Here is a 22,476-nt window from a genome sequence, read left to right as displayed (position 1 = left end):
TGGTAATTTCATTTTTTTCTTCCCTTTACCACTTGCCATTCCAGTCATTTGTTTCATCATTTTTTTCATTTCATCGAATTGTTTAATGAGACGATTCACCTCTTGAATAGATGTCCCAGAGCCTTTCGCAATACGCTTTTTACGGCTACCATTAATGATTTCTGGGTTGGTCTTTTCAGCAGGCGTCATCGAGTAAATAATGGCCTCTACACGCCCCATTTGCTTATCATCAACTTTTACATTATCTAAGCCTTTGATTTTGTTAGCACCTGGTAGCATTTTTAAAATTTCATCAAGAGGGCCCATTTTCTTGACTTGCTGTAATTGCTCGACAAAATCATCAAAAGTAAATGTTTGAGATTTAAACTTTTCTTCTAATTCTTTTGCCTTGGCTTCATCTACATTTGCCTGAGCTTTCTCGATAAGGGACAGAACATCGCCCATACCTAATATACGAGACGCCATACGCTCTGGATGGAATGGTTCAAGCGCATCCATTTTTTCGCCCATCCCGACAAATTTAATTGGTTTTTGCGTCACAGAACGGATAGATAATGCAGCACCACCACGCGTATCACCGTCAAGTTTTGTTAAAACAACCCCAGTAATACCGATTGCTTCATTAAAACTTTCTGCTACATTGACTGCATCTTGACCCGTCATGGCATCAACAACTAGGAAAACCTCATCTGGCTCTTTTAATGCACGAATATCCTTTAACTCTTGCATTAGGTCTTCATCGATATGAAGTCGACCAGCTGTATCAATAATCACTACATCATGATGCTCTTCCTTTGCCAATTCAATTGCCTGACGTGCAATTTCTACAGGAGATACCTCAGTACCTAGCGCAAAAACAGGTAGTGATAACTGTTTTCCTAATGTTTGTAATTGTTGGACAGCTGCTGGACGATAAACGTCAGCGGCAACTAATAATGGTTTACGATTATATTTTTTTCGTAGAACATTTGCCAATTTACCTGTAGTGGTCGTTTTACCTGCACCTTGTAGACCAACCATCATAATGACAGTGGGTGGCTTCGTATTAAACTTAATGGGACTTTGTTCGCCCCCCATTAATTCTGTTAGTTCATCCTGTACAATTTTAATAACTTGCTGACCTGGTGTTAAACTTTGCATAACATCAACACCGACAGCACGTTCACTTACCTTTTTCACGAATTCTTTGACTACTTTTAAGTTAACATCCGCCTCGATTAAAGCAAATCGGACTTCTCGCATCATTTCTTTAACGTCTTGCTCTGACACTTTTCCTTTGCCTTTAATCTTTTGGATCGTTCCTTGGAGTCGTTCCGCTAATCCTTCAAAAGCCATTGCTTTCGCCTCCTAATCCCATTCTTTCAGCTGCTCAATAAGTGCTAGCTGCTCTTCAGCTGTCATACTTTTTTCTGTAATCCCCTGTGTTAGCTGTGACAGCATTTGGGTACGTTGTTGAAATTTTTCAAGTAAACATAATTTTTCTTCATATTCCTCAAGCATCGCTTCAGTTCGACGAATATTATCGTAAACAGCTTGGCGTGAAACACCATACGATTCAGCGATTTCTCCTAGAGAGTTATCATCCAAATAGTATAGCTCCATATAACTTCTTTGCTTATCTGTTAATAATGCTTGATAAAAGTCGAAGAGAAAGTTCATGCGTGTTGTTTTTTCAAGTAGCATCGAATGTTTCTCCTCCCGCTATTAGTCATTTGTATCATAACGAAAAGCGCCCGTCTGTGTCAAGGTAATCTCCTTGTCTAAAAGCCTAAATTACAGCTTTCAGGCATTTTTTGCCATTGGCTAGTATTACTCTTTTAAACAAGTCAATTCACCTATACACAATCGAGCGTTTTTATCTATTATGTGTCAGTGTCACTTTATCCAATTTTGTTCAAAAGCTGAAGCAAACTAAGCATCCTGCTTTCTGAATAGAAAAGAGATATATGGCATTCAATATAAAACTATTCAGCCACTGTTAGCTGTTTTCATCATTATTTTGTAGTTCCTTATCCAAACCATCAGCAAATAGTCCATAGACATATCGTTCTGCATCAAATGGCTGTAAATCATCCATTTTCTCACCAAGACCCACAAATTTTACAGGAATGTGCAGCTTGTTACGAATAGCAAGAACAATCCCCCCTTTAGCAGTACCGTCTAACTTTGTTAAAACAATCCCTGTCACATTCGTTGCCTCTTTAAATGTTTGTGCTTGAACAAGCGCATTTTGGCCAGTTGTTGCATCTAATGCTAATAATACTTCATGTGGAGCATTTGGAATTTCACGTGAAATAACACGATGAACTTTTTCAAGCTCATTCATTAGGTTCACTTTGTTCTGCAAGCGTCCCGCTGTATCACAAATCAACACATCCGCTTTTCTGTTTTTTGCTGCACGAATCGCATCATACATAACTGCTGCTGGGTCAGAGCCTTCTGATTGTTTAATAACCTCACAACCAACACGATCTCCCCATACTTGTAATTGATCAATAGCACCTGCACGGAACGTATCACCCGCAGCTAATACAACCGTTTTCCCTTGAGACTTTAAACGGTGTGCTAGCTTACCTATCGTTGTTGTTTTCCCAACACCATTTACGCCAACAAATAGAATAACCGTTAGTTCACCATCTGGCTGCATAGTTAGTTCAATTAAATCTTCTTCACCTTGCTCGTAAATCTCTACAAGCTTCTCAGAAATCACAGCTTGAATGCCATTTGTATCTTTAATATTTTTACGTTGCACTTCATAACGCAGTTTATCCATGAGTTCCATGACTGTTTCAAATCCAACATCAGCCTGTAATAGTAAGTCCTCTAATTCTTCAAAGAAATCCTCATCCACTTTACGATAGCGTGCAACAAGGTCATTCACTTTTGATGTAAAAGAATTACGTGTTTTTTCAAGACCAGCCTTGAATTTTTGTGTTATTGACCAAGCAGAAGGCTTTTTCTCTTCCAGTAGTTCATCCTCTACTACTGCTAGCTCCTGAACATCTAGCTGTGCTTCTTCTATTTCAGGTGAGGGCTCGGCTTCCACGTCGACTTCTTTCACAATCGCCATTTCTGGTGATTCTTCATCTTGTTCAGACACTTTTAGATCAACGGTCTCAATGGCAGCAGGTTCGTTTAATTCTTTAAACTCCGGCTCCGAATGGTCAGATTCCTGTTCGTTGTCGGTTGCGTCTAGCTTCTCTTCCTCTGCTGGATTACCCATTAATTTATCTTTTAAACGTTTAAAAAAACTCATGCTTGTTCGCTCCTTTGCTCCGCAAGTACGGGTTCATCTTCTAGTTTTACTGATACAAGTTTCGACACACCTGATTCTTGCATTGTTATACCATACAAGACATCAGCTCCCTCCATTGTTCCTTTACGATGAGTAATCACAATGAATTGTGTGTCGAGACTAAACTTTTTCAAATATTGGCTATAACGCACAACATTCGCTTCATCTAAAGCCGCCTCTACTTCATCCAGAATACAAAATGGTACAGGTCGAATATTTAAGATGGAGAATAGTAAAGCAATGGCCGTAAGTGCACGCTCACCACCAGAAAGCAAACTTAAATTCTGTAATTTTTTTCCTGGAGGCTGTGCAACAATTTCAATACCTGTTTCCAATAAATTTTGTGGGTCAATTAAAACCAAATCAGCTTGCCCCCCGCCAAACAATTCACGGAAAACACGTTTAAATTGCTCTCTAATAGCATAAAACGTTTCACTAAAGCGCATCGTCATTTCTTCATCCATTTCTTTGATTGCTTCATGTAATGTTTCCTGTGCAGCAAGCAAGTCCTCTCGTTGTTCAGTTAAGAAAGTATGACGTTCTAGTACTCTATCATATTCCTCAATCGCACTTAAATTAACAGGTCCTAGCTCTTCAATAGATCTTTTTAACAATTTAACACGTCTTCGCACAAACTCTTCATCTTCTATTGCCAGAGCTTCTTTCTCAGCCTCTTCGAAAGTTAACTGATAATTTTCTTCGAGTTGTTCGATAAAATTATCCATTTCAAATTCTACACGATTACGTTTTAACTCATTGGCACGAATTGCTTCAAGATATCCTTTATGAATACGCTGTAGTTCCTTGAGTTGTTCTTCTAATGTAGAGAGTTCTTGTTGTTGTCCTATTTTCTGCTCTTTCTTTTCAGAAATAGTCTCTTGTAAGGCATCTCTTCTTGCTTTCCATGTCACAACCTGTTCCTCGACCTCTTCATCACTTAAATGATTTGTCGATTCATCAGATTGAAGCCACATTATTTCCTGAGAAATATTTTTAACTTTTTGTTGTGCTTTGTTTAATTGTAGTGCCAGTTCAGCAGTCGTAATTTGAACTTGTGACATTTGTTCTTGCATAACCGCTAGCTGTGAACGTTTTTCGGCAAGCTGTTCTCGTAAGACATCTTTCTCTGTCTCCCCCTGTAACTTTACCTTACTTAATTGTTCGACAGTTTCATTGATTTCGACAAGCTCTACAGCAAGGGTATTTAAGCGCTCCTCTGCTGCTTGCTTTTGTGTTAACAATGCTTCCTCACGTGTTTTTACATCTTTTGTTTCAGTTGAAGCAAAGGTTACTCTAGCCGATAAGCTTTTTTCTACGACTTCTAGCTCACGAATACGACTTGACTGTTGCATCTCATCTTTTCGTAATTGCTCTCCTTCAAGCTTTAATTGCTCTACTTGATCTCGCAGTACTGCAAGCTTCTCTTTTTCGGCTGCAACAGCCTGTTCAGCACTATAAATGGAAGCCTGTAACGATTCTAGCTTAATGATTAAATCATCTAACTCTGCTTTTCTTGTAAAGAGTGAGGATTGCTGTTTCAGTGCACCACCTGTTAAGGAACCCCCTGCATTAACAATATCTCCTTCAAGTGTGACAACTCGGTATCGGAAACCACATAATCGGGCAATTTGACTTGCGCCTTCTAAATTTGATGCCACGATGACATTCCCTAATAGATTTTCAACAATTGTTCGATTATCTTCATTAAAAGTGACAAGTGCATCTGCCATTTGAACAAAGGCAGGATGTTCAGTTGCTAGCTGAATAGTTCCTGGATTAATTTTGCGTGATTTCATGACTGTTTTCGGTAAAAAAGTAGCACGTCCAGCCCGTTTTTGTTTTAACCAGTGAATAGCCTGTTGCGCATGGCGCTCATTGGTTGTGACAATATGTTGAGAGGCAGCACCTAAAGCTGTTTCAATCGCTTGTGAATACTTTCCTTCAACTTGGATTAACTCTGCTACAGCACCCTCAATACCTTGTAAATCACCTTTATCTCGAGCAAGCAAGACTTCTTTAACACCTTGGAAGAACCCAGAAAAATCAGCTTCGAGTTCAGCTAATGTATCTTTTCTAGCCTTTAGTTGTTGTTGGTGTTGATACGCTTTGTACAACATATCCTGTTTTTCGCTAAAAGAAATATTGACATTTTTCAACTGTATTTGTAAGGTTTCATATTGCTCTAATTTTTTCTGTAAATCATTGGTTGTCAAAGCATGTTCAACCACTAGCTTTTCTTTTTCAGCAATGATTTGCATAAGCTCTTGTCCAATTTCATCTGTTTGATCGGACATTTTTGCCGCCATTGCCTTTTGTTGAGCTAATTGCTGATCGATATTTTTTAATTCATTCTTGACTGTTGCTTCTTCATTTAATGAATCAATATATCGATTTTTATAGTCTTCTATTTCTTCCTCGATTTCTGTCACAGACCGATTTAATGATTGTTCTAACTGCTTGATGCTCTGCTTTAATACTGATACGGCTTGTTGCTTCTCGGAGAACACTTCTTTTTTCTCCTGTTCTTGAACCAGGAGTAATTCTACTTCCGCCTTAGCCTCTTGTAATGTTGTATTCAGTTGTAATAGTTGATTCGATGCATTTTGGCGTTTTTCAGCCATTAATGCCTTACGACCATCCCAACGCTCTACCTCCATAGTGGCATTGACAAGCTCAGCCTGCGAAACATCCAAATAATCATCTAGATCTTTTAATAGCTTACGTATATTGGCGGTCTGTTTATCAATCATTGAAATATTTTGAGCTTGTTCTAGCTCTGTTGCAGAAAGCTTCGTAAATTCCTCTTTAAGCGCATGCAAAGATTGTGCACAATTTTTAAAATCATGCACAAGAATTGCAATATCAAAATCCTTTAGCTCAGAAGACATTTGTACATAATCTCTTGCACTAGATGCCTGCATTTCAAGCGGCTCTAATCGGTTGTCTAATTCATGGAGAATGTCTAATACACGATACAAATTTTCATCTGTCTCAACAAGCTTATGCTCAGCTTTTTTCTTTCTTATTTTATACTTTAAAACGCCAGCTGCCTCTTCAAAAATAGAACGACGGTCATCAGGTCGACTATTTAAAATTTCATCAACACGACCTTGAGAGATAATTGAAAATGCCTCTTTCCCAAGTCCTGAATCCATAAACAAGTCCGTAATATCCTTCAGGCGACACTGTTGGTTATTTAATAAATATTCACTATCACCTGAACGGTATACGCGTCTTGTTACACTGACTTCTGTATAAGAAAAAGCAAGTTGCTCATCAGTATTATCTAAAATAAGTGTTACTTCTGCAAAGTTGAGTGGCTTACGAGAGTCACTCCCAGCGAAAATAACATCTTCCATCTTTGCTCCACGTAACGACTTTGCCGATTGCTCCCCAAGTACCCAACGAATCGCATCTGTGACATTACTTTTTCCACTGCCATTTGGTCCAACAACGGCTGTAACACCAGGTACAAAATCAATTCCAATGCGTTCCGCAAAAGATTTAAAGCCAATCACTTCTAGTCGTTTTAGGAACATCTATTAAGCCTCCTCTTTTGCAGCTTCTTCACGCATCATCCGCATTGCACATTGTGCAGCTTGCTGCTCGGCTTCTTTTTTTGACTTTCCACGACCAATACCAAGCTCTTGTCCATTTAATAATACGCTTGATACAAAGGTACGATTATGTGCTGGGCCTTTTTCATCGATAATCTCATAATGAAGAAGTCCATTATTCGTTTGCTGTACCATTTCTTGCAATTGACTTTTAAAATCCATCACATGCGAAAAAGCACCGACTTCTACTTTTGGGAACACGATTCGTTCTAAAAATGACACGACCGTTTGTAAATCTTGATCTAAATAGAGTGCACCTACAAATGATTCAAAGACATCTGCAAGCAGCGCTGGACGTTCCCGACCACCTGTTAATTCCTCACCTTTTCCAAGTAATACAAAGCGTCCAAAGCCTAGCTCGTTAGCAAAAATCACTAGTGATGGCTCACATACAATGGAAGCTCTTAGCTTTGTTAACTCACCCTCGCTCATATTTGGGTATTTCTCAAAAAGATATTTAGAAACAGACAGTTCAAGTACTGCGTCTCCTAAAAATTCAAGACGCTCATTATCCGTAAATAATTTACGGCGATGCTCATTCACATAAGATGAATGCGTGAATGCTTGATACAATAAATTTTTATTAATAAATGTGATATTTAATTCATGCTGTAACAGCTCAAATTGGTTGCGTACTTTTTCAGGAAGTACGCCAGATTTCTGCATAGTTCCTTTTCTTTTCATAGCCATTGAACAAATCTGCCTTCCTAATAGTTTCTACCGTTTTAGTGTACCTTTTTCAGGGCGTTTATGCAAAAGTATTTCGGCTCAAACACAATGTTTTGGAAATTTTTCATAAAATTCCTCTTAATACAGCATGCATCTCCCATGAGAGAGAATTTTGAAGCTGACTGGTCATTAGATTTTTAACATAAAAAAGGGACGTTAATAGATCGAAAACCGATCCATTTCGTCCCCTTTAAATACATCTTCATTCATTGAATCTGCTCCTTCAAACAAGGAATGCAGAAAAAGTAATTTCTACTTTATTCAAGCTACCATAAAACCATTGTATGATTACGATGACCATTACACCATTAGAGGTGATCTATTTTCACTAAATAAAGTTTTAACGAAATTAGTTTAATTTACTTTCGATGTATGAGATTGCAGTACCTACTGTTGAGATTTTTTCAGCATCTTCATCAGAAATTTCCATATCGAATTCGTCTTCAAGCTCCATTACAAGCTCAACTACGTCTAATGAGTCAGCACCTAAATCATCACGGAAAGAAGCTTCTAGCGTTACTTCGCTTTCTTCCACACCTAAACGGTCCACGATTACTTTTGTTACGCGTTCTAATACTGTAGACAAATGATTCACCTCCCCTCAAATGATTATACAAAAAATCAGCTTATATGCCTAATTGAAATTACATAACCATACCGCCATCAATATGAAGCGTTTGTCCAGTCATATAATTTGCGTCCTCCGATGCTAGGAAAGCTACTGCTTTTGCGATATCCTCTGGCTGACCAAGTTTCGCAAGAGGAATCTGTGTTAGCATACCTTGTTTGATATCCTCTGGCAATTGTTCTGTCATTTCTGTTTCGATAAAACCTGGTGCAATAGCATTAACTAAAATATTACGAGAAGCTAATTCCTTTGCCGTCGTTTTCGTTAGTCCAATAACACCTGCTTTAGCAGCAACATAGTTGGCTTGACCAGCATTACCCGCTACACCAACGATGGAAGAAATGTTAATAATGCGACCTGCACGTTGCTTCATCATTTGACGTGTGACCGCTTTTGTACAAAGGAAAACACCTTTAAGGTTCGTATTTAAAACATCGTCCCATTCGTCTTCTTTCATACGCATGATCAAGTTATCTCTTGTAATACCAGCATTATTCACTAAAATATCAAGGGAGCCGTATGTTTTCACAGCAGCATCCATTAATGCTGTCACTTCTTCTGTCTGAGAGACGCTAGCTTGTACAGCAATTGCTTCGCCACCGTTTTCTTGAATCATCGCTACTACTTCTTCTGCTTTTGCCTGAGAGCCACTATAGTTCACAACAACCTTAGCACCTTCTTCTGCAAGCTTTAAAGCAATAGCACGTCCAATCCCTCTTGAAGCTCCTGTTACAACAGCTACTTTTCCTTCTAATTTACGCATTAATTGACCACTCCTTCGACGCTTCTAAAACTGCTTCTAACGAAGCTTCATCATAAACACAATAAGTTGCAACAGAGCGATCAATTTTTTTCAAGAGACCGCTTAATACTTTACCAGGTCCACATTCAATAAAGACGTCAACACCTTGCGCAAGCATTTCACGCATAGAAGCTTCCCATTGAACAGCACTGTATACCTGTTCAACTAGCTCTTGTTGTATTGCTGCTACATCTTTTAATTCCTTCGCCATCACATTGCCAATTACAGGGATTTTAGGTGCAGATAAAGAAATCTCTGCCAATGCTGCTTGCAGTTTCTCTGAAGATGGACGCATTAAATCAGAGTGGAAGGGACCACTTACAACTAAAGGTATTGCTCGTTTTGCACCAGCTTCTTTGGCAGCAACACTTGCTTTATCCACACCTTCTTTAGTGCCCGAAATAACAATTTGTCCTGGACAATTCACATTAGCCACCTGAACAGAGTCACCTGATGCTGATACCTGCTCTGTTACCTCGTTCAATGCCTCTAGTTCCATTCCTAAAATTGCCGCCATTGCGCCTTGACCTGCTGGCACAGCTTCATTCATATAAAGACCTCGTTTATGCACGATTGACACAGCATCATCAAATGACATAACACCTGCTAACACCAATGCACCATATTCTCCAAGTGAATGACCCGCTGCGTAGTGTGGTTGAATACCTGCTGCGCGTAACTTTTCAGCCACCATTACACCAGTAGTAAGTAGCGCTGGCTGTGCATGATATGTCAGTGTTAACTCTTCTGCAGGACCTTCTAACATTAATTTAGATAATTCAAATTGAAGAGCTTGATCTGCGCGATCATAAAATGCTTTACTTTCTGCAGCATTTTCAACAAACTCTTGACCCATTCCAACTACTTGTGAACCCTGTCCTGGAAAAATAAATGCTATTTTTGTCATTTGAATAATCCCCTTTGCTTAATCAATTTCTATGTGGCGTACTGTCTCCGTAATCGTCGAAATAACCGTATGCTCTACCATCGTATTGGCTTGTCGAATGGCACTGAAAATCGCTTTCGCATTTGATGATCCATGTGCCTTAATAACAGGTGCTTGTAAGCCAAACAATCCTGCGCCACCATACTCTGTATAGTCCATTTTATTTTTCAAGTCACGTAAATTATTTTTCATGAGCGCTGCTGAAATTTTCGTTTTCGTTGAAGACATAAAGGCCTCTTTTAACATAGAAAATAAAGCACCTGCTGTCCCTTCAATAGACTTCAACACCATATTTCCTGTAAAGCCATCTGTTACAACAACATCAGCTACTCCTTCAAGTAAATCACGTGCTTCTACATTTCCAATAAAATTCAAATCTGCTTCCTTCAATAATTCGAAGGCAGCTTTTGTTAATTCATTCCCTTTTTTATCCTCGGTACCGATATTTAATAAGCCAATTCGTGGTTTTTGCAAACCTCCAACCTTTTTAGCATAAATATCACCCATAATGGCATATTGCACTAAATGCTCTGGGCGAGCATCTGCATTTGCCCCTAAATCAAGCATCAAAAACCCTTTACCGTCTAATGTTGGTAGCGTTGTAGCTAATGCTGGTCTAGCTATTCCCTCAATGCGACCTACTTTAAATAGGCCACCCGCCATCAGGGCCCCTGTGTTCCCTGCAGAAAGGCAAGCATCTGCTTTACCCTCTTCTACTGCATCCATCATACGTGCCATGGAAGAATCCTTTTTTCTACGAACAGCACGGGCAGGATCATCAGTTCCTTCTACTGCTTCCTCACAATGTATAACCTTTAATCGATCATGTTGTTTTAAAAATGGTTCCAGCTTATCTTGATGACCATATAGTTGAATTTCTAAGTTTGGAATTTGCTCTAATGCTAAAAGTGCACCTTCAACAACTGACTTTGGTGCATTGTCTCCACCCATTCCATCAAGCGCTAATTTCATTGTTACTCACCTTTACCTTTCGTGCGGTACATATCAAACTCACCAACAAAAACGGTTTCACCATTAACGGTAGATGTTACCTCAACTTTTGTTCGGTGTGTTTGTTCATCTCGTCCGATAACAATCGCTTTTGTAATAACACGATTTCCAGCTCGTACAGGTTTCACAAACGTAATATTGGAATGTACGGTTAATGCTAGTTCGTCATCAATTACTGCAACCGCTAATGAATTTGCTTGCGCAAACAAATGATGCCCACGTGCGATGCCATTACGCTGAAAAACATGCTCTTCTTGTACATCAAAAATCGAGAGTGCTCGATGATCTAATTCAATATCTACTATCTCCCCAATGACCTCATCAATCGGGAGAGATTTTACTTCATTTTCATAGTTTTTTGAAGCAACATCTTTAATTCGCTCGCGTAATTCTGGTATTGATAATTCCATACGGTCTAAACGAATTGTTTGGACACTTACCTGAAACTGTGTTGCTAGCTGTTCATCTGTGACGAATGGATTTTCAGCTATCGTTTCAGATAGTAGTCGCTGTCGCTCTTTTTTCGTTCGTCTCAACTTCATTCGCCACCTTTTGAGTTGTTATTAGCACTTGGTACTAATATCAGTATATAGAGTATAAAAAAAGAATGCAAGACTTGTTTTGAAATCAAGTACTTACATTCTTTCTGTGCTAACAAGCTTCTCAGATTAATCGAAGCGCTCTCCTTGTAAAACACCAGTATCTTCTAGCATTTTACGCAAGTATTGATAGTCGTCATCCTGCCAAAACTCTTTTGTTTCAAGCATCTCTGAGGCATCTTTTCTAGCGGTCTCCAATATACGATAATCATGTACTAAATCAGCTACTTTAAAATCAGGTAAACCACTTTGCTTTCTACCAAAAAAGTCTCCTGGTCCCCTTAATTCAAGATCTTTTTCAGCTAAACGGAAACCATCATTTGTTTCTGTCATCGATTGCATACGTTCTTTCCCCTCATCAGACTTAGGATCTGCAAGTAAAATACAGTATGATTGGTGCTCACCACGACCAACACGACCTCGAAGTTGATGCAACTGCGCTAGGCCAAAGCGTTCAGCATCATAGACAAGCATAAAGGTAGCATTTGGTACATTTACACCTACCTCTACAACGGTTGTAGAAACTAAAACTTGAATAGTCCCTTCACTAAAAGCACGCATAACCGCATCTTTTTCATCAGCTGATAAACGCCCATGCATTAAACCAACATGATAACGATCTTTAAAATAAGTCGCTAGCTGCTCATAAATTTCCACAGCATTCTGAACATCAAGCTTATCGGATTCCTCGATAAGCGGACAAATCGCATAGGCTTGTCTTCCAGCCGCTAGCTCTAATTCTAGCTTAGATAAAACGGAGCCGAATTGTTCTTTCTTCATCCAATGCGTTTCAATCTGCTTACGCCCTGCTGGCATTTCATCAATCATTGATACGTCCATTTCCCCAAATGCAGTAATAGCTAATGTTCGTGGTATCGGGGTAGCTGTCATAAAAAGCACATCGGGATTCTCCCCTTTATCACGCAAAATACGTCGTTGCTCCACACCAAAGCGGTGCTGTTCATCCGTGATGACAAAGCCAAGTTTATGAAAAATAACATCTGGCTGGATTAGTGCATGTGTACCAATAACAATATCAAGATCTCCATTTGCCAAATCAGCTAATATCACACGTCGCTCTTTTGTTTTAGTGGACCCGGATAAGAGTGCAACACGTACACCAAATGGTTGGAACCATTCTTTCAAATTCTCTAAGTGCTGTTCTGCTAATATTTCAGTTGGTGCCATTAAGGCTCCTTGAAAACCTGCTGTTACGGCTGCATATAGCCCTATTGCTGCTACAACGGTTTTACCCGAACCTACATCCCCTTGTAGCAAGCGATTCATTCGATGCGGCTCCTTCAAATCCTTACAAATTTCATTCACCACGCGTTTTTGAGCATTCGTTAATTCATAGGGTAAGGAAGCGATAAAATCTCGTAACTTATGCACATTAAATTGAATAACTGTACCGTGTTCACTATCCTTCCTTATTTTCCGTAAAGCTTGAATACGCAATTGGAAGTTTAATAGCTCCTCATAGGCAAAGCGTCTCCTTGCTTGTTTAGCGTGCCCAGCATCCAGTGGAAAATGAATACCCTCCAAGCCCTCTCTTATTGAAACAAGCTTATACGACTCTTGTAAATAATATGGAATGGTCTCTGGCAGTACTTCTCCACAATCGTCTAACACTTGTCGCATATATTTTCGAAATCTTTTTTGGGGGATCAAGCCTTTCAGACTATAGACAGGCTCAAAGTCAACTTGATCTGTTTTAGGACCAAATGTAACTGAAGTGCCATTGATTACTTGTCTACCTCGATCCCATTTACCAGTCACCGTAATAATGGAACCAGGTACAAGCTTTTGCTTTAAATAGCCCTGATTGAAAAATACGACTTTCACTAAATGTCTTCCTGCTAAAACAGTTACTTGGAGTCTTGACTTATTACGACCTAAAAATAAAATCGTAGGCTCCCGCTCCACCTTACACTCAACTGTAACCCGTTCGTTATGTGGTGTTTGCGCTAAATCTTTTAAACGAAAATCTTCATGTCGATGTGGGAACGTCCATAATAAATCAGCTATTGTATTGATTCCTAGTGATTCAAGATGGGCTGCTGTTTCTTTCCCGACGCCTTTTAATTCATTGACGGGTCCATATAATTCAGTCATCTTATCCCACAACTCCCTTCATTGATTGTTTATGTAGTGTTATACTCTCTCTATCTAATGTACCATAAATTATTTCCCTAACCCTACACATAAGCAAAAACCCTACCAATGATTGATAGGGTTAAACTTTTGATTATTTAATTTCACAGGAGAAACATGTAATTTCTCTCACATATTGCTCATCAACTTCTATTCCTAATCCAGCTTTATCACTTAACTGCAGGATGTCTTTATAGTATGTAACATTTGCCACATCTTTTACAAACATTAATGGTCCGACCATCTCGTTTGTATGGATAATCGACTTACTGACGGCTAGGTGTGCCCCAGCCATTGTTCCGATTGCTGATTCAACCATAGAGCCAACTTGGCAAGGCATCTCTGCAGCCTCCGCAAGACTTGCAAGCGCTAAAGCTGGATAGATTCCACCTGATTTCATTAATTTTATATTTAGCATATCGGCAGCACGCATTTCTATGACATCGACTAAATCATAAATATTATGAACACCTTCGTCTACCATAATACTACAAGGTGAAAGGGCTCTGATTTCTTTTAACGCTCTTAAATCATGTGCTTTTACAGGTTGCTCGTACCAGTCTACATGACAAGCTGTAGTTTCTCTTATTACTTTTAGTGTCTCCATTCTATTCCAACCTTGATTGGCATCTACTCGCAGTTGCACCTCCTCACCTATTGCTTCTCTTACAGCACGAATACGAGCAATATCTAAATCAGCATTTGTACCAACCTTAATTTTAATATTACGGAAGCCCGATTTTACAAATTCACTTGCATCTTTAGCCATTTCCTCGGGACTCTTAATGCTAATCACTCTTGGCACCTGTAATTCCTCATGTGCTTTTCCACCAATTAATTGATAAACTGGTTGACCAGTCATTTTCCCCATCAAATCGTAGAGTGCAATGTCCAATGCGGCTTTTGCTGAAGGGACTCCATCAATTTTTTCATTAAACCTTTTATGGATACGGTCTACTGCAAATGGATCTTCTTCAATCAGTAATGGTGCTAGTTCATGTTTAATAACGTGATACGTGCTCTCCCAAGTTTCACCCGTCACATTTTGATCAGGCACAGCTTCGCCCCAGCCAACTACACCCTCATCCGTCTCGATTCTGGTAAGAATAGTTGGCATATCATCTAAATGAACATAAGAAATAACGAAGGGTTCCTTTAATTGTAAACGTGCTGCAAACACTTCAATCTTTTTTATCACGATGTAAAACTCCTTTTCGTATTAATAGTCTGATTATTTATGTTGCAAGATAATATTTATAAATAGTTGAATCGCATCAGGGAAAACATCTTCATCTAGATCAAATCGTGGATGATGATGTGGATATTGGCTTTTTTCACCACCCATACCTACAAAAACAAATGCTCCAGGCTTATGTTGTAAATAATAAGAAAAATCTTCTCCACCCATGACTGGTTCGACTACCTTAAATGCGGTATCTCCGAATTGTTCCCGTACAATCGATTCAATAAATCGCGATTGTGTTGGATCATTGACGAGCGGAGGTGTTCCTAAAATAAAATCGATTTTTCCTTCTGCTCCAAATGCTCGGCAAATCCCTTCTGTTAAACTTACCATTTTCGTTTTAATGATTTTTACAGTGTTCGGTGTCAATGCTCTGATCGTTCCAGTTAATTTTGCCGTATCAGGAATAATATTATAAGTGGTTCCCGCTTGTATATTACCAACTGTAATGACACCCGCATCGATAGGATTGACATTTCTACTTATGATACTTTGAAAAGCTTGCATTAAATGGCTAGCTATATAAATAGGATCAATTGTTTCATGTGGCATCGAACCATGACCACCATACCCTTGAATTATAATTTCAAAATCATCAATAGAAGCCATCATCGGTCCATGTGTTAAACCTATCTTCCCTTTCTCTAAACCTTGCCATAAGTGAATGCCAAAAATAGCATCTATATCTTCCAACACACCTTTTTGAATTAATAAATCAGCGCCACTTGGGGTGATTTCCTCTGCTGATTGAAATATAAGCTTGATATTCGGCTCGATTTTCTCTCTATTTAAGCTTATCCATGTTGCAACTGCTAATAAAATCGCTGTATGACCATCATGGCCACACATATGAGCAACACCTTGCCTATCTGAAATGTACGGTTTGTCTCCCTCTTCTTTTATAGGTAAGGCATCTATATCGGCACGTAATGCAATAGTTTTTGTTCCCTTTATCCCTTTTATAAACGCCACTACACCTGGGGGTTCATAATCTAGAATTTCTATATCTAACTCCTCTAGTCTTTTGCGAATAAACTCACTTGTTTCGTATTCTTCACCAGAAAGCTCTGGGTATTGGTGCAGATGACGGCGATCCTCTATTGCCTTTTCTGCTAATTTTTTCATATTCATTATTTCCATTGTTAAACTCCTTTAGAAAGGTCCGTATTGTATGACTTGTGCAATAATGAGCGATATTACCGCAACTGTTACTTGAATAAGCATAAACGGAAAAATCCATTTTATCCATTTACCCCAAGGAATACCCGCAATTGATAATCCCGCCATTAAAAAACCTACTGTTGGGAATATAATATTCGACATACCATCGCCAAATTGATAGGCAAGTACGGCTGTTTGTCTTGTAACACCGATCATATCTGATAAAGGTGCCATAATTGGCATCGTTAAGGCAGCCTGTCCACTTCCTGATGGTACTAAAAAATTTAAAAATAACTGGAAGATAAACATCCCTACAGCATTTAGTGCAGGTGGAACTGAATCAAGCAATGCAGATGTGTAAAAGAGAATTGTATCAATTAATCCTGAGTTATTGAAAATCACTAAAATAGACTGAGCTAACCCAATGATAAGAGCGCCACCAACTAAATCACCTGCGCCCTTCATAAATGAATTAGCAATATGCGAAGGTGATAATTTGCCAATAAGCCCCATTAAAATACCAAACAATAAAAATAAACCAGCTATTTCAGTAATGTACCAACCTAGTTTTACAACCCCGTACATCAATACGATAAAATTCAAAAGAAATGTAGCCATAACAAGCTTATGTCTTATTTCCATTTTCGAATTCCCCTGTACGAAATCACCCTCATCATTGAGAAAATTTCCATAAAAGCCGAGTTTAGGATTATTTTTCACTTTTCTTGCATAGCGATAAACATATATTGTTGCTACTGTGTATAAGACAATAAAAATGACAATTCGAAAAGCAATTCCTGAAAATAATGGCAAGCCCGCAATTTCTTGCGCTATTCCTACTGTAAACGGATTCATAACAGCTGCCGAAAATCCGACAGATGCACCAAGAATAACAATTGCAAAACCTGTAATTGCATCAAACCCTAGGGCAACAGCAAGCGGTGCAAGAATCCCTACATATACAATCGTTTCATCAGACATCCCCATTAATGACCCAGCACAGGCGAAAAACAACATTAATACTGGTATTATTAACATTTCGCGTTTTGCCATTTTTACAGATAGCATGGCGATAAAGGATTCTAATGCCCCTGTGGCTGATAGTATTCCAAAGGTACCTCCTACAATCAATACGAAGAAAATAATACTTGCTCCTTGCATCATGCCTGAATGTACACTGCTAAAAATATCCAAAAAGCCAATGGGGTTCATATCTGTAAAACTAAATGTCCCAGGTTGAATCACTTGACGTCCATTAACTTCTTCCCGTTGAAATGAACCAGCTGGAATAAAATACGTTAAAATGGAAGATACAACAATAAGGCAAAAGATTAACACATAAACATTGATTCCTTTTTGTTGCTCTATTTCTTTATTAGCTATAAATTTAGTCATCCGCCATCCTCCTTAGTTGAATCATTGAATAAATACAAATTTTTATGTCCACTATCAATACGTAACATATCTCTCCAACATAAAAAGCCATCCCCTTTTTTTGAAATTTCCGTCTTATTCATTGTAATTGATAAAAAAATAAATAAAAAATTACTATTTTGAATAGTTACTATTGATAAATTTACATATAAATTCATCGGGATACATCAAAAAAATTACAAATAAAAAGAACGTTACATCCCTGCGATTTCACCAGGCAGCAACATTCTTTTCATTCTTTTCGATATACAAACCAATTAAATTGTTTTCCATGTGTCTTTAACTAAATCAATAAATGTACTTACATTACTAAATGTTTTAGCATTTTGAGGAAAAATTAAATAAGTAGGTAACTTTTTAGGGAATCGGTACAGAACTTGAAGACTCCCTTTTGTTACCTCTTTTTGAATAATAATATCACTCAACAAGGCTAGACCCACTTGTTCCATTACTGCTCTCTTAATTGCTTCCTCGCTTCCAAATTCCACTATTGTTTGTGGCTTACACTTAATTTCTTGCAGGCAACTGACAATACAGTCATCCATTCCATAGGTTATAAAGGGATAATCATCAAATATTTCCTGCACAGTGCGATCCTTTATAATAAGCGGATTTCCAACCAATACTAAATCCTCTTCCTCCAATAAAATCCCCTCTACACCAGCGTAACTAGGGGATCCAGCTACAAAACCTATATCTGCTTGGTTTGAACTCACAAGTTTGGCTGTTTCTTTACTATTGGCACAAAGAAGTTTTAGGTTTACCTGAGGGTACTGTTTTAAAAACGAACCGATAATATGTGATAAATAATAGCCGCAATAAAACTCTGGTGCAGCGATTGTCAAATGACCAAATGGCTTTTCGAAATTCTTCAAATCCTGTTCCATTTCCTCAATAATCCCAAATAATTGATCTGTATGTTCCTTTACTATTTTTCCTACTTGAGAAAGAAACATTTTCTTACCCATTCGATTAATTAAGATATGCCCTAACTCTTCCTCTAACGCTTTAATCTGTTGGCTAATTGTAGGCTGGCTATAATTAAGAATTTCAGCCGCTTTTGTAAAGTTGAGGTAAGTTGAAACAACATGAAATGTTTTCAAATTACGCAAATCCATCTCTATTCACGTCCCTGCTATATAATTAAGATAAATATATTTCCTTATTAAAATTTAATTATACTTAAATCGACAATGTACGTAAGAGGTTTTTTCTTTCCAGTAAGTTATCAACCAACATAAAAACATGCTACCTATTTAGATAGCATGTTTCTTATATTTATTGAAGTGCTTTAATGCTTTGTAAGCCACCATTTTCAAGGATGGCTTTACTGATCGCCTTCCCTGTTGGTGTTGCTGCTAGACCGCCTCGTGCCGTCTCTTTAAGATTAGGACTCATAGATTGTCCAATGCGATACATAGCACCAATTACTTCATCACACGGAATACGACTTGTTACACCAGCAAGTGCCATATCCGCCGCTACTAGGGAGTTAGATGCACCCATTGCATTACGTTTGACACAAGGCACTTCAACCAAGCCTGCCACTGGATCACAAACAAGACCTAGCATGTTTTTTAATGTAATGGCAAACGCTTCTGAACATTGCTGTGGTGTACCTCCAGCCATTTCGACAATAGCAGCTGCAGCCATACCTGCAGCTGAACCAACCTCTGCCTGACAACCACCAGCAGCCCCAGAAATGGAAGCGTTATTGGCTACCACAAATCCAAATGCTCCTGACGTAAATAAATAACGAATCATTTGCTCACGAGTTGGATTTAGTTTGTTTTTTACTGCAAACAGTGTTCCTGGCACTACACCTGCTGAACCTGCTGTTGGTGTTGCACAGATTGTTCCCATTGCAGCATTTACTTCATTAGTTGCAACCGCTTTACTTACTGCATCTAATAATAAATCACCTGAAAGTGACTTTCCTTGTGCAATATAATTTTGAAGTAATACGGCATCCCCACCAGTTAAACCTGTTACTGATTGCACACCTTGTAATCCACGTTCAATTGCTTCTTCCATCACTGTTAAATTTCGATCCATTTGCTGGATGATTTCTTCACGCGTTCTACCAGTTATCAATATTTCTTGTTCAATCATAATTTCTGATATTAATTTATCTTCTTTCTCTGCTCGTTCAACAAGTTCACGAACATTATGAAATAAAACGTCCATCACGGGACACCTCCTTAGTTATTAATTTTTGAGACCTTTGTAATATATGGAATTAAAGATATTTGCTGTAGCACCTTATCCTCAATGTTTTGATCAACTTCAATCACCATCAAAGCAGTTAAACCACGTTCGATACGTGATACCTCCATATGCCCAATGTTGACTTCATGCATCGCCAAGCAATTGGCTACATTGGCAATACAGCCAGCACGATCGTCATGAACAACAAGAATTGCTGGCATACCACCAGTTAAACGTAACTTAAAGCCATTGACTTCACTGACTTCAATTTTTCCGCCACCAATTGAAATACCGACTACTGACATTTCCCCTTCATCGTCTCCAATGACAAGTCGAGCCGTATTTGGATGCTCGGTATTAGCTGTTTCAGGAATGAATTCGTATTCTAATCCTGCTTTTTTGGCATCTTCAAATGCCGTTTTAATACGATCATCAAATGTATCGTAATTTAATAAGCCTCCTACAATCGCAACATCTGTACCATGCCCTCTATACGTTTCTGCAAATGATCCATATAAATGAATTTTTGCCCATTTAGGTTGTCTACCAAATAAATCCCTTGCAACACGCCCGATGCGAGCTGCTCCTGCCGTATGAGAGGAGGAAGGCCCAATCATGACTGGTCCAATAATATCAAATACTGAAGTAAACTTCATACAAACACCCCTCTATTCTATCCGTATAATAATATTTATTTTTATTTATATCATGCTTGATAGTTACTATAAAAGTAAAGCATTTAATTTATCAACTTTCAGAAAATTACCACTACTATAATTTATAGTAAATATTTATGCTTATTTATTGTCCGTACCATATATACACAACTACGAAAGCGGCGACATTCCAATATTTCCAAATTTTATATCCTGTGGGTACGTACATTGAATGATTCATATTTAGTACGTTTTTAATAAATTTAATCCAACATTCTCTTTGTAGCATAAACAAAAGCAGTACACGTTTTGTGCACTGCTTTCTTTACGGAATAGCAAAGTAGCATGTAATTATTCTACTGAAATAATATATGGATATAACCCTTGTTTACCATCAAATAATTCAACTTCTACATCCGGATAGTTCTCTTCTATGAAAGCTACCAACTCAGAGGCAGCTTGTTCAGTTGTATCTTCACCATAAATGACTGTAACAATCTCAGCATCTTCATTAACTAAATCCTTAATTACTTTTTCAGCTGCATCCTTTAGTGCTGGTGTAGAAAGGACAATTTTTCCTTCTGCCAATGCCATAAAATCATCTTTGTGAATTTCAACACCATCAATAGATGTATCACGCACTGCATAGGTAACTTGACCTGTCTTCACATTTGTAAATGCTTCTGACATTGTTTTTTTATTTACATCAACAGCTGCCTCTGGGTTAAACGCTAAAATCGCTGCCATTCCTTGAGGAATCGTCTTCGTAGGAACTACTGCTGCATCAATTTCTAATAGTTCAACCGCTTGCTCCGCTGCCATCACTATATTTTTATTATTCGGTAAGATTAATACTTTCTCTGCACCGATTTCTTGTACAGCCTTCACGATATCTTCAGTTGAAGGATTCATTGTTTGACCGCCTTCAATGACATAGGAAGCACCGATAGAGCGCAATAATTCTGCCACACCCTCACCCATAGCAATCGTTACAATAGCATATGGATGTTTTTCTACTTTTTTAGCAGGCGTAGGGGCTTTATGTTCCTCGCCAACGATTGCTGAATGCTGCTCACGCATATTATCAACTTTAATTTTTATAAGACTACCGTATTTTTGGCCAATTGATAGAACAGAACCTGGTTGCTCGGAATGGATATGAACCTTCGCAATTTCCTCATCTGAAATAACAAGTAAAGAATCACCTAAAGGGTTTAATTCATTACGGAATTGTTCTTCATTAAAAGGTTCTTTTCCTTCTTCTAAGCGTACCATTATTTCTGTACAGTAACCAAATTCAATATCAGCAGTGTTCATGAAATCTTGGGCTCTATGATGTTCTGCATTGATTAAATCATCTAGCGTCGCATCATTTTTCTCCGGAAGAGCCTCCCCCTTTAAGGAAGCTAAAAATCCTTCATACACAAATAGTAAGCCTTGACCACCACTATCTACCACACCAACTTCTTTTAAAACAGGCAGTAGGTCAGGTGTACGATCCAACGATGCCTTTGCCTCTGCTGTAAAAGCTTCCATTACGGCAATGATATCGTTTTCAGTTTCTGCTACTTCTACACCTTTTTTCGCAGCTTCACGTGCTACCGTTAAAATTGTTCCTTCTACTGGCTTCATAACAGCTTTATATGCCGTATCAACACCCGCTTGGAATGCTCCAGCAAAGCCCTTTGCATCAATTGTTGACTCCTTCTCAATAAACTTCCCAAAACCACGGAATAACTGAGATAGAATAACGCCTGAATTCCCACGCGCTCCCATTAACAAGCCTTTTGATAATGCCTGTGCTGTTTTACCAATATGCTCTGAAGCAGCATGCTCTGTTTCCTTTGCACCAGATGTCATCGATAAGTTCATATTTGTACCTGTATCACCATCTGGAACGGGGAAAACATTTAATGAATCTACATAATTTGCATTTTGGTATAGGTGATGCGCCCCCATTTGTACCATTTCAGCAAACTTTATACCGTCTAAA

Annotated in this window: 18 protein-coding genes; all 18 read right to left on the bottom strand. The window is 38.5% G+C overall.

From position 1 onward, the window contains the following. The coding region (ffh, locus tag B3D98_RS01600) for a signal recognition particle protein (protein ID WP_288579930.1) at window positions 1-1,335 on the bottom strand (1,335 nt) is incomplete at its 3' end. Window positions 1,336-1,347: 12 nt separating this feature from the next. Further along, entirely contained in the window at window positions 1,348-1,683 is a 336-nt protein-coding gene (locus tag B3D98_RS01595) for a putative DNA-binding protein (protein WP_048391643.1), read from the bottom strand. Window positions 1,684-1,978: 295 nt separating this feature from the next. Further along, on the bottom strand, window positions 1,979-3,256 hold the full coding sequence (ftsY, locus tag B3D98_RS01590) for a signal recognition particle-docking protein FtsY (RefSeq protein WP_279494162.1): 1,278 nt from the start codon (window positions 3,254-3,256) through the stop codon (window positions 1,979-1,981). Continuing rightward, complete coding sequence (gene smc / locus B3D98_RS01585) at window positions 3,253-6,834, bottom strand: chromosome segregation protein SMC (protein WP_288579927.1); 3,582 nt, start codon at window positions 6,832-6,834, stop codon at window positions 3,253-3,255. The genes ftsY and smc overlap by 4 nt, the downstream gene beginning before the upstream one ends. Before the next feature lie 3 nt (window positions 6,835-6,837). After that, entirely contained in the window at window positions 6,838-7,602 is a 765-nt protein-coding gene (gene rnc, locus B3D98_RS01580) for a ribonuclease III (RefSeq protein WP_012293239.1), read from the bottom strand. Between the two features lie 388 nt (window positions 7,603-7,990). After that, window positions 7,991-8,227 carry an acyl carrier protein gene (acpP, locus tag B3D98_RS01575; RefSeq protein WP_009371143.1) on the bottom strand — a complete coding sequence of 79 codons (237 nt, stop codon included), beginning with the start codon at window positions 8,225-8,227 and terminating at the stop codon, window positions 7,991-7,993. Between the two features lie 58 nt (window positions 8,228-8,285). Beyond that, entirely contained in the window at window positions 8,286-9,032 is a 747-nt protein-coding gene (gene fabG, locus B3D98_RS01570) for a 3-oxoacyl-[acyl-carrier-protein] reductase (RefSeq protein WP_004269418.1), read from the bottom strand. Continuing rightward, window positions 9,025-9,978 carry an ACP S-malonyltransferase gene (gene fabD, locus B3D98_RS01565; protein ID WP_269898932.1) on the bottom strand — a complete coding sequence of 318 codons (954 nt, stop codon included), beginning with the start codon at window positions 9,976-9,978 and terminating at the stop codon, window positions 9,025-9,027. Before fabD ends, fabG begins: the two co-directional genes overlap by 8 nt. 18 nt (window positions 9,979-9,996) lie before the next feature. Next, the gene (gene plsX, locus B3D98_RS01560) at window positions 9,997-10,989 is read right to left on the bottom strand and encodes a phosphate acyltransferase PlsX (protein ID WP_048391651.1); all 993 of its coding nucleotides are present in this window, start codon (window positions 10,987-10,989) and stop codon (window positions 9,997-9,999) included. 2 nt (window positions 10,990-10,991) lie between these two features. Beyond that, window positions 10,992-11,564 (bottom strand): transcription factor FapR, encoded by a 573-nt coding sequence (gene fapR / locus B3D98_RS01555; RefSeq protein ID WP_004269421.1) that lies wholly within the window; start codon window positions 11,562-11,564, stop codon window positions 10,992-10,994. Window positions 11,565-11,696: 132 nt separating this feature from the next. After that, window positions 11,697-13,742 (bottom strand): ATP-dependent DNA helicase RecG, encoded by a 2,046-nt coding sequence (gene recG / locus B3D98_RS01550; protein ID WP_054550503.1) that lies wholly within the window; start codon window positions 13,740-13,742, stop codon window positions 11,697-11,699. Between the two features lie 133 nt (window positions 13,743-13,875). Beyond that, entirely contained in the window at window positions 13,876-14,979 is a 1,104-nt protein-coding gene (locus B3D98_RS01545) for a mandelate racemase/muconate lactonizing enzyme family protein (protein WP_269898934.1), read from the bottom strand. A gap of 33 nt (window positions 14,980-15,012) precedes the next feature. Then, window positions 15,013-16,164 carry a M20 metallopeptidase family protein gene (locus tag B3D98_RS01540; RefSeq protein WP_288579912.1) on the bottom strand — a complete coding sequence of 384 codons (1,152 nt, stop codon included), beginning with the start codon at window positions 16,162-16,164 and terminating at the stop codon, window positions 15,013-15,015. Between the two features lie 12 nt (window positions 16,165-16,176). Next, window positions 16,177-17,580: a YfcC family protein gene (locus B3D98_RS01535; RefSeq protein WP_288579911.1), complete on the bottom strand. Its 1,404-nt coding sequence runs from the start codon at window positions 17,578-17,580 to the stop codon at window positions 16,177-16,179. 296 nt (window positions 17,581-17,876) lie between these two features. Further along, window positions 17,877-18,737, bottom strand: coding sequence for a LysR family transcriptional regulator (locus B3D98_RS01530; protein ID WP_066037825.1), 861 nt, complete (start codon window positions 18,735-18,737; stop codon window positions 17,877-17,879). Window positions 18,738-18,897: 160 nt separating this feature from the next. Then, complete coding sequence (sdaAA, locus tag B3D98_RS01525) at window positions 18,898-19,806, bottom strand: L-serine ammonia-lyase, iron-sulfur-dependent, subunit alpha (RefSeq protein WP_004269428.1); 909 nt, start codon at window positions 19,804-19,806, stop codon at window positions 18,898-18,900. A 14-nt stretch (window positions 19,807-19,820) separates the two neighbouring features. Beyond that, window positions 19,821-20,483: an L-serine ammonia-lyase, iron-sulfur-dependent subunit beta gene (gene sdaAB, locus B3D98_RS01520; RefSeq protein ID WP_004269429.1), complete on the bottom strand. Its 663-nt coding sequence runs from the start codon at window positions 20,481-20,483 to the stop codon at window positions 19,821-19,823. A 351-nt stretch (window positions 20,484-20,834) separates the two neighbouring features. Continuing rightward, a partial coding sequence (locus B3D98_RS01515) for a DAK2 domain-containing protein (RefSeq protein WP_288579902.1) occupies window positions 20,835-22,476 on the bottom strand: 1,642 nt, incomplete at its 5' end.

It is taken from the genome of Lysinibacillus sp. UBA5994, from assembly GCF_002429725.1.
GTDB lineage: Bacteria > Bacillota > Bacilli > Bacillales_A > Planococcaceae > Lysinibacillus > Lysinibacillus capsici.
The sequence above is the reverse complement of the archived record's forward strand: the minus strand, read 5'-3'. Positions and strand labels throughout refer to the sequence as shown.